Source organism: Dysgonomonas sp. PF1-14, from assembly GCF_029892965.1.
Lineage (GTDB): Bacteria > Bacteroidota > Bacteroidia > Bacteroidales > Dysgonomonadaceae > Dysgonomonas.
In genome coordinates this window covers 1-14197 of the sequence record NZ_JARXWN010000020.1, presented here as the reverse complement: position 1 = coordinate 14197, position 14197 = coordinate 1, and the positions used below count along the sequence as shown (strand labels likewise).

The 14197-nt window shown below is 37.0% G+C and carries 15 protein-coding genes; 12 read left to right on the top strand and 3 right to left on the bottom strand.

The window, feature by feature from the left end; genetic code table 11:
* Positions 1-21 precede the first annotated feature (21 nt).
* The 5 genes from M2448_RS17970 (at position 22) to rpsA (ending at position 5801) form a co-directional block, all read left to right on the top strand.
* Positions 22-882, top strand: coding sequence for a hypothetical protein (locus M2448_RS17970; RefSeq protein ID WP_280647521.1), 861 nt, complete (start codon positions 22-24; stop codon positions 880-882).
* A 212-nt stretch (positions 883-1094) separates the two neighbouring features.
* The gene (locus tag M2448_RS17965) at positions 1095-1742 is read left to right on the top strand and encodes a DUF47 family protein (RefSeq protein ID WP_280647520.1); all 648 of its coding nucleotides are present in this window, start codon (positions 1095-1097) and stop codon (positions 1740-1742) included.
* Positions 1743-1752: 10 nt separating this feature from the next.
* A complete protein-coding gene (locus M2448_RS17960) occupies positions 1753-2802 on the top strand; it encodes an inorganic phosphate transporter (RefSeq protein WP_280647519.1) in 1050 nt (349 codons plus the stop codon).
* Positions 2803-2982: 180 nt separating this feature from the next.
* Positions 2983-3831, top strand: coding sequence for a hypothetical protein (locus M2448_RS17955; RefSeq protein WP_280647518.1), 849 nt, complete (start codon positions 2983-2985; stop codon positions 3829-3831).
* A 173-nt stretch (positions 3832-4004) separates the two neighbouring features.
* Positions 4005-5801: a 30S ribosomal protein S1 gene (gene rpsA / locus M2448_RS17950; protein WP_280647585.1), complete on the top strand. Its 1797-nt coding sequence runs from the start codon at positions 4005-4007 to the stop codon at positions 5799-5801.
* A 388-nt stretch (positions 5802-6189) separates the two neighbouring features.
* Here rpsA and M2448_RS17945 read toward each other — a convergent pair whose 3' ends face one another.
* The 3 genes from M2448_RS17945 to M2448_RS17935 all read right to left on the bottom strand — a co-directional run bounded on the left by M2448_RS17945 (position 6190) and on the right by M2448_RS17935 (position 8035).
* Complete coding sequence (locus M2448_RS17945; RefSeq protein ID WP_280647517.1) at positions 6190-6864, bottom strand: OmpA family protein; 675 nt, start codon at positions 6862-6864, stop codon at positions 6190-6192.
* A 42-nt stretch (positions 6865-6906) separates the two neighbouring features.
* Entirely contained in the window at positions 6907-7236 is a 330-nt protein-coding gene (locus M2448_RS17940; RefSeq protein WP_280647516.1) for a hypothetical protein, read from the bottom strand.
* A 145-nt stretch (positions 7237-7381) separates the two neighbouring features.
* On the bottom strand, positions 7382-8035 hold the full coding sequence (locus M2448_RS17935) for a rhomboid family intramembrane serine protease (RefSeq protein ID WP_280647515.1): 654 nt from the start codon (positions 8033-8035) through the stop codon (positions 7382-7384).
* A 678-nt stretch (positions 8036-8713) separates the two neighbouring features.
* On the opposite strand from M2448_RS17935, the gene M2448_RS17930 reads away from it, so the two are divergent.
* The 7 genes from M2448_RS17930 to M2448_RS17900 all read left to right on the top strand — a co-directional run bounded on the left by M2448_RS17930 (position 8714) and on the right by M2448_RS17900 (position 14115).
* Positions 8714-9934 (top strand): carboxypeptidase-like regulatory domain-containing protein, encoded by a 1221-nt coding sequence (locus M2448_RS17930; RefSeq protein WP_280647514.1) that lies wholly within the window; start codon positions 8714-8716, stop codon positions 9932-9934.
* 84 nt (positions 9935-10018) lie between these two features.
* Positions 10019-10171, top strand: a complete 153-nt coding sequence (locus M2448_RS17925; protein ID WP_280647513.1) for a hypothetical protein — start codon at positions 10019-10021, stop codon at positions 10169-10171.
* A gap of 109 nt (positions 10172-10280) precedes the next feature.
* On the top strand, positions 10281-11336 hold the full coding sequence (locus M2448_RS17920; protein ID WP_280647512.1) for an RHS repeat-associated core domain-containing protein: 1056 nt from the start codon (positions 10281-10283) through the stop codon (positions 11334-11336).
* A complete protein-coding gene (locus M2448_RS17915; RefSeq protein ID WP_280647511.1) occupies positions 11333-11944 on the top strand; it encodes a hypothetical protein in 612 nt (203 codons plus the stop codon). Before M2448_RS17920 ends, M2448_RS17915 begins: the two co-directional genes overlap by 4 nt.
* Positions 11945-12069: 125 nt before the next feature.
* Positions 12070-12432, top strand: a complete 363-nt coding sequence (locus M2448_RS17910) for a hypothetical protein (RefSeq protein WP_280647510.1) — start codon at positions 12070-12072, stop codon at positions 12430-12432.
* Positions 12433-12474: 42 nt separating this feature from the next.
* A complete protein-coding gene (locus M2448_RS17905) occupies positions 12475-12999 on the top strand; it encodes a hypothetical protein (protein WP_280648049.1) in 525 nt (174 codons plus the stop codon).
* A gap of 60 nt (positions 13000-13059) precedes the next feature.
* Positions 13060-14115 (top strand): hypothetical protein, encoded by a 1056-nt coding sequence (locus tag M2448_RS17900; RefSeq protein ID WP_280647508.1) that lies wholly within the window; start codon positions 13060-13062, stop codon positions 14113-14115.
* Positions 14116-14197 lie beyond the last annotated feature (82 nt).

Here is a 14197-nt window from a genome sequence, read left to right as displayed (position 1 = left end):
TGTTTCCTGCACTGCTTTTTCTTGTGCCGACGGGGTAAAGGAGGGGACAATGCTGCTACTCGATATAATTGTAGAGAAATTCAATTTGCTCTGCCTGCTGCTGATGTGATTCAACCGGGAAGAGGACATGGGAGGTTTAATTATTATACAGTGGATTTGTGGAAAATAAGGACTGAGGATAAGGTAGAGATGACTTATCCTTCGATAGAGATACCCGATATCGATACTTTATTTACAAAGATTCAGAATGTCAAAAATACGATTCCTTCGGATGGCGATAAAGTGACTATGACATCGGTGAAAATTAAGAATATGCCATTGAATATTGTTGCAAAACTAATGTGCTATATGAAGGAGAATGATATTTGCCGCCGATGGATAGTAGACCTTCGAAACGATGAATTTAATATGTTTTTAGGTGACGAAAGCTTTAGCCCCGCTGATCTTGATGAGGCAGAGTATGATGCATATGTTCAGAATCTCGATGCCGAAAAGCTTAAGAATGTGAAGTTTGAAGAACATCGGTTCAGTCTTGTCACTTATGATACGAATTTTCAGCATGAAGCAGAGATTATTTCAGGATATCAAATCTCAGCATCAAAAGTTTTTCAATCGGAGATTGATAAATTTTCTCTGATTATAGGAGATTTAAAAAAAGAATATCAGCCGGATTCTTTATCTTACCTTTCCGATTGTGCAAGAAAAGGCATTCGGATCGGTTTTGATAAGAATATTCCCATGTTGCAGTTACTTAAAATAATTGATATTGCTTCTCGAAACAACTTGCTCTATGATTGTTTTTATGACAGGGGGTATCTGAATGTTTATACGAGATGTAATGCGGACGAGTTGCTTAGTTCACCTTATAATTCGATGCAATAAACCAATTTTTCTGTCTTTTGTTAGATAATTCCTGTTTTTATCGCACACTGTGTAAGGTTTCCCTTTTCTGTCCCTAACCGTCAATAAGTGAGGACGATATACGAGGTCATTTTTATGTTAAAAAAACTTTCATAGGTGGATATTTTTTCTATCTTTGCACGCAAATACAAAGAGCTTGTATTTCCTCTAAATATGGATATATTTAAACTTTTATGAAAAATAACTTATTCGATAGGTTCAAACCTAAAGAAAACAAATTCTTCCCGTTAATGACGGGAATGGCGGAAGTCATACTTACCGCATCGGATCTCATCATCGAATGCGTACAGGTAACGAATCACAACGAAGCTGTAGAGTATTACAAAAAGATTAAAGAACAGGAACGAAAAGCAGACACTATCCAGAATCAGATTTTTGAGGAACTGAACGAAACGTTTATTACGCCGTTCGACCGTGAAGACATCAATCATCTATCGTCTACAATGGATGATGTAACCGACCTGATCAACAGCTGTGCTAAGCGTATCATGCTTTACAGCCCGAAGGTTATGCCCGAAGCGGCAATCCGTCTGGCAATGTTTGTACGGGAATCGGCCGGATTGATGGTGCAGGCTATAGACGAATTGGACGTGCTAAAGAAAGATACCGGAAAAATAAAAGAATATTGCGAACAGCTTGGTAGTGTGGAAAAGAAGGCTGACGATGTATACGAGCATTTCCTTATCGACCTCTTCGAGAATGAAACGGATGCTATCGAGGTGATCAAGCTCAAAGATATTCTTCACGAATTGGAGCGTGCCACCGACGCAGCCGAAGCTGTAGGTAAGATTATAAAAACAATGATCGTTAAGTACTCATAATCCCGAAAAAATGACTCTATTAATAATAATCATTGTTCTAGCCATAATTTTTGATTTTATAAACGGGTTTCACGATGCGGCCAATTCAATCGCAACAGTGGTATCCACAAAAGTCCTCACTCCCACACAAGCCGTTATCTGGGCGGCATTTTTCAACTTTGTAGCTTATTTTATAGCAAAATATATCTTTGGTGGCTTTGGTATTGCCGATACAGTATCTAAAACTGTAGATATGGACTTTATCATGCAAAACTTCGGAAACCCGTCACTTGTCATCATCGCCGGACTGGTTGCCGCCATATCGTGGAATCTCATTACATGGTGGCTGGGAATACCATCTTCGTCGTCACATACACTGATCGGAGGATTTGCAGGTGCAGGTATTGCTGCATCAGGGTTTGCTGCTGTGCATTCCGGCGTTATCGGTATCATCGCTTTATTTATAGTAGTAGCGCCATTAATTGGGATGGTTGCCGGAAATATTATTACGCTGATCACGCTCCATTTTGCCAAAAAGATAAAACCCGCAAAAGCCGATCGCTGGTTCAAAAACCTGCAACTCGTTTCATCGGCAGGATTAAGTATCGGGCATGGCCTGAACGACTCGCAAAAGGTAATGGGTATCATTGCTGCTGCACTGATTTCATATACTGCGACAAATCCGGATGTGCATCCATGGCTATATATGGGCGATATGAGTGATATGCACGACTGGGTACCACTAGCTTGTTTTACAGCAATAGCTGTAGGTACAATGTGTGGAGGATGGAAAATCATGAAAACAATGGGTAACCGTATTACCAAGATTACTCCTATTGAGGGATTTTGTGCACAGACGGCCGGTGCCCTGACACTGTTCCTTACCGAAAAATGGCATATTCCTGTGAGCACAACCCATGTTATCACAGGTAGTATTATCGGGGTAGGTTCTATAAAACGCCTTTCGGCTGTTCGCTGGGGGGTGACAAAGGACTTGGTTATTGCTTGGGTATTGACTATTCCTGTCAGTGCATTGATGGCTATGCTCATGTATTATGCTTTAAGCCTGATCGTGATATAACAAGTACAGTTTCAATATAGAATACAGGGACGGGTAACACGTAGTGGTTACCCGTTTTTTTATAATAACTACTTGCATAATATATTGTGAATTAATATCTTTGTGCCGACTTAAGACAAGCAATGCTTTAACAGAATAGTATCTAACACATTTATAATTATAAACTAACACAAAAATCCAATGAAAAATTTGAGTTTAATCGCTCTAAGCGTCTTGATGTCGCTATGTCTGTTTACTTCATGTAGTGACGATGATGACAACAAGATTATTGATGATGACAATAACCCGACAACTGAAGAAAAGGTATACCTTCCTTCCCTACTTACCGGTACAGATGATTTTGAATTAAAACTGACTTATGATGATTCTAACCGTTTGATAAAGATCATCGAAATCGAAGATGGTGGATCAGATGAGACTACTTTCACTTATGATGCTAACGACAACCCAGTAAGCAAAAAAGAGGTATACAGTGATGGTTCATATCTTACTAATTATACTTATAATAAAGATACTGTCTTTGTTGTAAACTTTAAGAAGAACTCCACAACAGAGATCAGCTACATGGACACTATTATCGTTGACAACAAAGGGTTTGAAGTGAAAGGACTTAATACACCTTCCGGATATACAGAGGTGTATTCTACTTATACTTACGAAAACAATCTGTTGATGAAGGAATATAACTATCATGAAAGCGGTACTTATACAGTTGAATATACAACAGTATACACCTATGAGAGTGAAGGTAAGGGTTGTTTTTCGGGAATGAATATCAAACCATGGCTATTTAATTATGAATTTGAGGGTTATTATGCAAACTTCTCAAATCCTAAGTTGGTAGTTACAACCTATAAAGGTTTAGATAATTCAGGTAGTGAAATTATAGAAGAAGAACGATACAGAACAATATATGGATATACATACAATGATAACGGTTATCCGAAAACTTTCTCGATGCAAGAGAAATACAAGGGAGAAGACGACGATAACTATTCTTATCAAGTGGAATACGTAGAAGCAAAATAAGAAACAATGCTATAATATCAGCTGTCTGTCCCGATTCGTGGCAGACAGTTTTTTTTATAATATTCTATTGCTTTATTGATTGAAAAACAATATCTTTGCACCGCTTTTCGAAGCAATAATGTTTAACAATTTAATGATACTGATCAGGACAGGTGCCAGATCGAATTTAAATGATTGATAATTTAAAAAATGTACAACCGGTTGCAGACTTCGACTGGGACGCGTACGCAGAAGGAGAAACTTACTCCAGCAAAAGTAAAGAAGAACTTATAGAGACCTATGACCAGTCGTTGAACAAAGTAAACGACAAGGAAGTGGTAATGGGTAAAGTAACCGCGATGAACAAACGTGAAGTTGTTGTTAACATCGGTTACAAATCGGACGGTGTAGTATCGATGAACGAATTTCGTTACAACCCTGATCTGAAAATTGGTGACGAAGTAGAAGTTTACATCGAAAGCCAGGAAGACAAAAAAGGACAGCTTATCCTTTCTCACAAAAAAGCTCGTGCAACACGTTCTTGGGATCGTGTTAACGAAGCTCTTGAAAAAGATGAAATCATCAAGGGTTACATCAAATGTCGCACTAAGGGCGGTATGATCGTAGACGTATTCGGTATCGAAGCATTCTTGCCGGGTTCTCAGATCGACGTGAAGCCTATCCGCGACTACGATGTATTTGTTGGAAAGACTATGGAGTTCAAGGTAGTGAAAATCAACCACGAATTTAAAAACGTTGTTGTATCACACAAAGCGCTTATCGAAGCTGAACTTGAACAACAGAAAAAAGATATCATCTCGAAACTTGAAAAAGGTCAGGTACTTGAAGGTACAGTTAAGAACATCACTTCTTACGGTGTGTTCATCGACCTTGGTGGCGTAGACGGACTTATCCACATTACAGACCTTTCTTGGGGACGTGTTCAACACCCTGAAGAAGTGGTTAAACTGGACGAGAAAATCAACGTTGTTATCCTTGACTTCGACGATGACAAAAAACGTATCGCTCTCGGCTTGAAACAGCTTACTCCTCATCCATGGGATGCACTTAGCGCTGACCTTAAAGTTGGTGATAAAGTGAAAGGTAAAGTTGTGGTTATGGCTGACTACGGTGCATTTATCGAAATCGCTCCGGGCGTAGAAGGTTTGATTCACGTATCGGAAATGAGCTGGGCTCAACACCTGCGCAGTGCTCAGGACTTTATGAAAGTGGGTGACGAAGTAGAAGCAGTAGTGCTTACACTCGATCGTGACGAACGCAAAATGTCTCTGGGTATCAAACAACTGAAACCAGATCCATGGGAAAATATCGAAGAGAAATATCCTGTAGGAAGCAAACATACTGCAAAAGTTCGCAACTTCACTAACTTCGGCGTATTTGCTGAAATAGAAGAAGGTGTAGACGGACTTATCCACATCTCTGACCTTTCTTGGACTAAGAAGATCAAACACCCTAGCGAGGTAACTCAGATAGGTGCTGACATCGAAGTACAGGTGCTTGAAATCGACAAAGAAAACCGTCGTCTAAGCTTAGGCCACAAACAACTTGAAGAAAATCCTTGGGATGTATTTGAAACTATCTTTACAGTAGGATCGGTACACGAAGGCACAGTTGTGGAAATGGTTGACAAAGGTGCTGTAATCTCTCTGCCTTATGGTGTAGAAGGTTTCGCAACTCCTAAACATCTTGTAAAAGAAGACGGAACTCCGGCTCAGATCGAAGAGAAACTAGACTTCAAAGTTATCGAATTCAACAAAGATTCTAAACGTATCATTGTTTCACACAGCCGTGTGTTCGAAGACGAAAAACCGGAAGCGAAAGAGGCTGCTGCTGAAAAGAAAGCAAGAAAATCTGCTAAGAAAGAAGAGCAAGCTACTATTCAGTCTTCTAATGTAGAAAAAACTACTTTAGGTGATATCGAAGAACTGGCTGCACTGAAAGAAAAACTTTCGGGTGGTGATGCTAAATAATAACTGATAGAAGTTATTTACAATACTCCAGAGGGTGACGAAATAGATTCGTCACCCTCGTTCGTTTTTATAAGGAGTAGGTATATATACTTCGAAACCTGATGATAGATATATCTTTTGATAAACACAGGCTAGGAATTAGTTTATATTCAATATAGTTATATGTTGTTTGTTGTCACGAATTAATTGCCTCCACTTTTAAGTGGAGAGGATAAAGGAATACTTGCAAAGGCTTTAGCCATAACAGCTTCGACTAAAGTCGTTGCCTTTCCTTCCATTTACCCACGACTTAAAAGTCATGGTAACTAATGAACTTAAAAATAATATATCACACAAAACGGGGCGGCTAAAAATTTAGCCGCCCCGTTTATATAATGAAGGAGAAATATTATCTACCTTGGTTAGCGTCGTTGATCATTTTTTCGTTAGGAAGGATGTAAACCTCTACACGGCGGTTTTGAGTTCTTCCTGTAGCAGTGCTGTTGTCAGCAACCGGCTGAGTAGAACCGAATCCCTGAGTTACCATACGATTGCCCGATACTCCCTTAGTTTGCAGGAAGTTGTAAACAGCCTGAGCACGTTTTTCAGACAATGGGTTGTTGATAGCATCAGAACCTGTATTGTCTGTATGTCCGTATATCTGAACGTCTGTGTCAGGATTGCTGTTCAAAGAGTTAGCAAAGCTGGTAAGAGAGCTTTGAGAAGCTGAACTCAATGTACTTGAGTTTGTAGCAAACAAGATACCCGATTCGAAAGTAACTTTAATAGCCTGTCCGTCGTTGATAGATTCAACCTGAGCTCCGTTGATCTGCTCCAGTTCTTTCTTTTGTTTGTCCATTTTGTTACCGATAATAGCACCTGCACTACCACCTAGTACAGCACCGATACCGGCACCCCAAGCAGCACCTTTACCTCCACCAATAATAGCACCGATGCCGGCACCCAGAGCACCACCTGCTCCTGCTCCGATACCACCGCCTTTAACTGTATCACTGGCGCCACAACTTGAGAATAGAATTGAACAGCTCAATACAATAGCTGCAATAAATGAAAAATTTTTCATAATTAGTTAATTTTAAATTTTCTGTTTGTGATGATATTATATTTATTCAAATATTCCTATAGAATCGCAATAGGCCAGCTCACCTTGTATTATAAAGGCTATTTCGTCGGCCAAGAAGTTATTGATTTTGTCCTTTTGTGTATTTTTCAGAACATATGCGATTATTTCGTCTTCGTCTATATCCACTATAGCATCCTCGTTAGCGTCTTCATCCATGAGTCCTTTTTCGTCATAGAAGTCGTACACAATATCGATGATATAATTGATCTCATCGTTTGTGTATTTTCCTTTCATTTCTTGTGGGAGATAGTTCTGTATATATTTTACAGCATCTTCTTCGTCGTACGGAATAAGGTCTTTTTCCTTGCTCATTTCTAATTGTGCTTAGTTTTTATCCTGATGTTATATAATTAATAACAATAAATAGATTGCGATGTTCAATGTTTGGACTTGTTTTTATCGAATAGGTTTAATCTGTACCCAATTTTGTTTATGTTAATTTTAAACAAATATATAACTATTTTTTCTTCCAAGCAAAATACGCTAAAACTATAAGAGGCAGAATCATTAGGCCAATATATTCCGGATGTACCTTCAGCAATGCCGGCTCGAATAGAATAGCCATTATCAGACCAATAGCAGCTCCTCCTAAGTGGGCGTCGTGTCCTATATTGCCTTGTTGTTTCTGCATGGCATATACCGAGAATGCCAGGTATGCAATGCCGAATATCCATGCAGGCATAGGTATTATAAACATGATGCCGAGCGTCATATTGGGATATATAGCTATGGCAGCAAAGAGTACGCCGACCACTCCCCCCGAAGCCCCTATAGCGCTGTAATAATACTCCTTACGGTGCATCCATAGCGACAACAGGCCTCCGCCAATAATAGACAGGAAGTATATTGCCAGATATTTCCACACCCCGAATTCATGTATTATAACATCGGAAAATATATAAAGCGTGAACATATTGAATATAAGATGCATGTAGTCGCCATGCAGGGTAGCAGATGTCAGCATCCTGTCCCATTGTTTCGAAGTGCCCAGTATAGCACCGACATTGAATTTATATCTGTCGAAGAAAGCCATATCGTTAAACCCTTTAACGCTGGTGATAGCCGTAAGGGCAATAATAATGATAGGTATAATTTCCGCAATGTCGAACATGTATTCTCTTTTTTATATCCGGCTCAAAGGTATATATTTTAAGGTATATATTATAAAATAAGGGAAACTTTATCTATAGGATATCAATGTGCTAACAATGTGCCGATATGCAACGAAGCGATCTTTGAATAAACATACAATTTAAAGGATTTAAAGTTCAAAAACTAAAAGATTGAATTTTTTGTGAGAAATGTCAGGTTTTAGTTAAAATTAGTCTCACGCAATTGAAAATCGACGACGCGAAGGCGAGTCAAAGACGCGAAGACGCAAAGGTAATACTTGTAACTCGTAACTAATGTCAGTCTTACATACGCTTCGCTCCTGTGACCGTTGGTTGTCAGCTTTTAGTTAAAAACTAGTGTACTAGATTATAGAGTTAGCTACACCTTGTTCCACTGAACGATGTTTCTAGTATAGAGAAAGGAAAATTTAGAACTAGCAAGCTAGTAGACTATAAACTAATAAACTTGTCAGGAATGTCAGGTTTTAGTTAAAATAATCATCGTTGTAAGCTATTAACTGAAGACTGTTACTTTTTGTGAAAGCCGGTAAAAGTTAAAATAAAAATTTATAAAACAGAATATTGTTTCGTTAAAAGCATTAGTTTTGTTGCTGAGAGATAAAGCCCTGTTTTAATTGTTTTTTATTTAATACATTAGTTATCTATACCTTACACTTATGAATAAATATGTACTTCTACTCTTATTGTTATCATCTCTGGATATTGCAGCACAAGTTGCAATAAAAGGGACTGTTCGTGATAAAGACAGCAACACGCCCATACCCGATGTGATAATACAATATGGAGCAACATCGCGCGACTATGTATATACCGATGTTAACGGACGGTTTTCTATTCCGGAGTCAGGGAGTGATATTGTTCATTTTCAGTGTTTCGGATACAAACCCAAATCGGTGGTGAAGTCCGAGGTAGAGCGCAATCCTATTGTGTTTATGGAATTAAATCCCGTATCACTGAATCCGATTGTGATCAGTCCGGGAGATGCCGATAAGTTGCTGGAAGAAGTGATGATGAATACAAAAGAAAAACTGTTGTCGGAAGTGCATGTCGGTTATCTCCTGCATTTCCTGCAAACACGGTCGGATTCGTTAAAGAATGAGGTCTATCTTAAATATGCAACTACGTTGCCCGAAAAGACTTTGAAGAAGAATCTGAAAAAAGAGCGCGTGCCCTACACCTTCAATATAATAGATATCAGAAGGCTCAAGAAGTCGGAAACACCGACATCTGAATTGTATGGGGCGGAATACCATGCCTCGCACCTTTTCACATTCGGCAAAAGTATCAATAATGAGACTACCCGTTCATATACGTCCGATAGCTCACTCATCATATTGCAGATAGAACCTCTGAAAGGGAAAGAAGGATGGGCAAAGGGAGAAGTAATGATAAGGAAAGATGATATGACCATTTCATCGATGGAGATAGAATCGGTAGACTCAATAATGGAACTACAGCCCTATAAGAAGTATCTGGGCAATCAGGTAAAGGTACTGCGAAAAGTGGGGCGTTTCGAATTTGCCAAAGCAGGAAATAGGTATTACATGAGTAATTGTTATACCTACTATAAGTTCCGGACGATAAATGAATATGGCAGAGAGGAAGATATCTCATATTACTGTGATGTAGACTGTATCGGATTATTGGATAAGGCTAAACTGAGAAACAGGATGCTGAGCGGCTATTGTCAGGAATTATTCTATTTCCCCGATTCTACACAAGATGAGTTTTGGAATAGCGATTACACAGCGGATGTACAATATCTCCAACATGAGTTTGCAGGAATAGCCCCTTCAAGAAAGAAGAGTTTCTTCAACTGGAAGAATGCCCTGTTCTTCGGTGCAGTGGTTACCGGAACAGTCTTCCTGATGAATTGAAGCTGCTGATATTTATAGATGGAATGATCAAAATAGAGTCTGAGATTGTTCTATAGATAAACAAACTCTAAAAACATTGATAACATGATGGAAGATAATACATTTGACCACAGGGATCAGGAACTAAAATCACTCAAGCGTAAAAACAGAAGACGGAACGCATTCTGGGCACTTCTGGCATTGCAGGCCGGTTCTCTTCTTATTACCTATTATCTGGGACGTTCGCATAAGGGGTAGGGATAAAAAGAAAGAATACAGGTACGGTAAAAATAAATCATAGGATTATTGCAATTAACTTAAAAAATGTTTACATTGCATCGCATTTGTTAGCCTAAAATATGAACATATGAAAACACTAATTTCAACAATCCTGTTTGTTTTTATCAGCATTCTTTCAGTATCGGGGCAAAACCAGCAGATACGATATGACTTTAGCTCTGATACGGACTATCGAGACACAAAAGAACGTTATACACCTAGTCCTTACGCGATGTTTGGAGACAGCACCAAAACGCTGACTACAAAGCATGAGATGGATAAAGACCATACATTGAAAATACCTCAAAAGGATGGTCTTTTTGAGCTGAATATGAGAACGGGGTTAGTCACTGTTAAAGGTAGTAATGGGGCTATATCATATACTAAGCAATTAACGAATGAGGAGAAAGCGCGGTTTGTTACTATCGACCCATTATCTGAGAAGTATTATAGCATCAGCCCATATGCGTATTGTGCTAATAATCCGATAAAGTATATAGATCCCAACGGGGAAGATATATGGATATTTTATCAAAATGAAAATAAGGAATGGACTCACTGGGTGTTTACTGGGAATAATCAAAAGGATGCACCAAATAATTCTTATGTAAATGATGTACTTTTAGCATATAATTATAATATAGAAAATGGTGGAGGAAAAAAATTACAAGAAGCAGCGTTTGATAGAGATGTAGCAATAGGGATAAAATATGCAGGAAAAGGAAATTCTCATTACAATTATAATCCAGATCAGTCTCCTAGTGATTTGCATATGATTTCATGGGATCCTTATGAAGGTACTGTTGAAGATGGTGGAAATGGTTATGCAATATCTCCAGCTACAACATTGGATCACGAAATGGATCATGGAATGAGAGCTATCAAAGATCCTATAGGTTTTGCAAAAGATTTAGTCCGATTTACAGACCCTATATATATTAAAAGGGAAGAACAAAGAGTTATTCAAGGATCTGAGGCACATACCGCAGGCATGAATGGGGAGATACCTTATGGTTCATATCGAGCAACTCATTATGGACGTTCTGTTAGAGTATCTTCCCCCATTAGTAATGGACGTATCCCCACAATACGAGTGATTAATGGACGCCGTCATTCTATTTCTCCATATTTTCAACAGAGATGAAATATTATATATGGCTAATATTTTTTGTGTTATTATTTAGCTGTAATAATGCAAGTAAACAGTTTAATCAAGCAGGTATTCAAAACAGTATTGTAGATACTGTGTGTAATTGTGAGATAAGCTCTATTGAAATACTGTATTATAATAATTTATTTATTAATGCTAGAGCTCGCAACTGGGATGATCTGAAACTAGAAGTACCATCATTTTTAGATGAGAATAATAGGGATGGAATCTTAGATGCTAGAATTACAGATTGTGCCGTTTTAAAGGAGATAGATTCGGAATTAAAGCATATCAAGTTGTCTGATAAACAGTATAGAATTGATATTCGTATTATAGCAGTTATAAATTATAAGGATGGTTCTGAGAAAAAAATAAGTATTGGGGATATATATTCAACAGATATAGCTGTTGATGGAGAGGTATTAGATTCTAGTGGCAATAAACTAAAGTTTCTCATTAAAAACAATATAGGATTTTATTCTTGGATGGATAAAAAGGCTTTAGAAAAGATGGATGAACTGAATGATACAACATATTCTAAAGTGCCTTTTATTGAGAGTCCGTATTATAAATTATATAAGGAAATCAAGAATACTAAATGAAGCTAAAATTATATATTCTTATTACTTTGATCATTTTTAACGGGTGTAGTAATAATAAGAGTGTGTCAATATGTGAAAATTGCAATTTAGATTCAATCAAGGTCTATTATTACAATTATTCTTTTATGTCGCCATTGAGCATAAAATGTAGTGATATAGAGAAGAGCAAGAGTATGCCATTTAATGGAGTAAATAAAGAGTATGAGGGTATTGTAAACCATATAATTACAGACTGTGATATATTGAAGAATATTGATGTTGAAATCAAAAATCTCCAACCTAAAGATTTTCCTGCTTCAAGAGATGCTCGAATTTTATGTATTATATATTATAAAGATGGAACAATGGGTGAATTATGTTTATGTCAAGATTCTGATGTAAAATATATTTATAAGAATGGAGCCTTGCAGGATTACAATTTTTCGCTGATATATCTAATTAAGAAAAATAGTGCTTACTATGAGTGGTTTACAGAAGAGGAAAAGTAGGGTTTTGAAGAGTTAAGTATTGTAAAGGAGAGATAAATCTGTATGAAAATCAAATATTTTCTCATTTTTATATTTTCAGTAATATTCAACAATAATATTGTAAGCGGTAATATTGATATAGACTCATTATTTAATAGTCATATCTCATCGATGGATAAATATTTTAAATCTGTCATTGATGGAAAGACATTTCCTATGGATAGAATGTTATCGCATATTAATGAAAAGCCAAGTGATATGAATTATAATGATTCTTCTAAAATGCTAATTTCTGGGAATAATGCCCTCTTTCTAGAAATGTTTGAAGACATCACAGGTTATAAATGGGAGAGAACTTCATACGCTCCAAATATTTTAGCTAGCCGCCAAGAAGTTCTGATGATTAGAGATTGGTATGAAGACAATCGGAAAAGGCTGAATTGTGAGAAGATTGAAGGGATTTATCTATTATATAAAAGCTATAATGAATATATACCAAGTAGAGATGATAATAGGGATTCTCTAAAAGATTATTTTAAAAAAAAGGAGAGGTTGAAAAGACTTAATACATTCATTGATATTGAATGAGATTATCTATATGGTAGGAAAAAGATTATGAGAAAACAACACATTAAGTTATAGGCTTTAATGATGAATAAATTATTTTTAACGATATTATTTATTACCATTTGGATATTATCATGTCCTTTCACTTTGAATGGACAGGCAAATCTATCAGTATTGTCAGATACAAATACAACGGTGTTACATATAGATCTTGGAGAAGTTGATGATATTTATTTTGATACTGCATACAATGAAATATCCTCCATGCTTGAAGGGAAAGATAGTTTGAGTATAAAACGTGCAGTCTTTCTTACGGAATGGGCATATTTGGAGGGAAAACTTGACTATAATACATTCTGTGATAGTATTGATGCCGCAGTAACCAAACTCCGTGAGTTCATCAAAATTAATAATCTTGAAAGATATAAAACAGCAGGTAATTTTGCTTTATTTGAGTATTTCACTAAACCATGTCCTTTAAATGGAAACCAACCTTTTACATATGACTTTGAAGATTTTACAGGAGATATAGATTGTCGGAAACTGTTTGTTACAAAAGTTATAGAAACCCATACAGGGCAATGTACATCTTTGCCCTTATATTATAAGATTTTATCGGATGAACTGGGAGCGGAATCATTTTTAGCTTTAGCTCCACATCATATGTATATCAAACATATTGATGAATACGACAGGTGGGTAAATATTGAACTCACTAACGGTCATTTCTCTACAGATGCATATATGATATCTTCTATGTCCATATCAGCCGAAGCGATAAAGAATAAGGTATATCTGGATGCCTTGAGCCAAAAAGAAAGTGTTGCTATGCTACTGAGTAATCTGGCAGCAGTATACAAGAAGAAGTATGACTATGATGATTTTACATTAAGGTGTAATGAGAAAACATTAGAGTATTTCCCTCATTATATGCATGCCTTATTTATGAAGTTCAATACTTTGCAGAAAATAGGGCTTGCGTACATTGATAAATTCGGACAAACACCATCTCTTTTTATTGATAATAACTATAAAGAGTATAAGGAATTGCAAAAGACTATTGAGAATTTTGGCTATAGGGAGATAACACGGGAGAATTATGAAGAATGGGTACGGACTATAGATGTAAAAGTTTAGACTAGATCTGACAGTTGGGTATTTTTTCAAGGTTGTATATTTGGGTTTTCTAAGCCATAATTTCTTGGAATAGGGATATAGT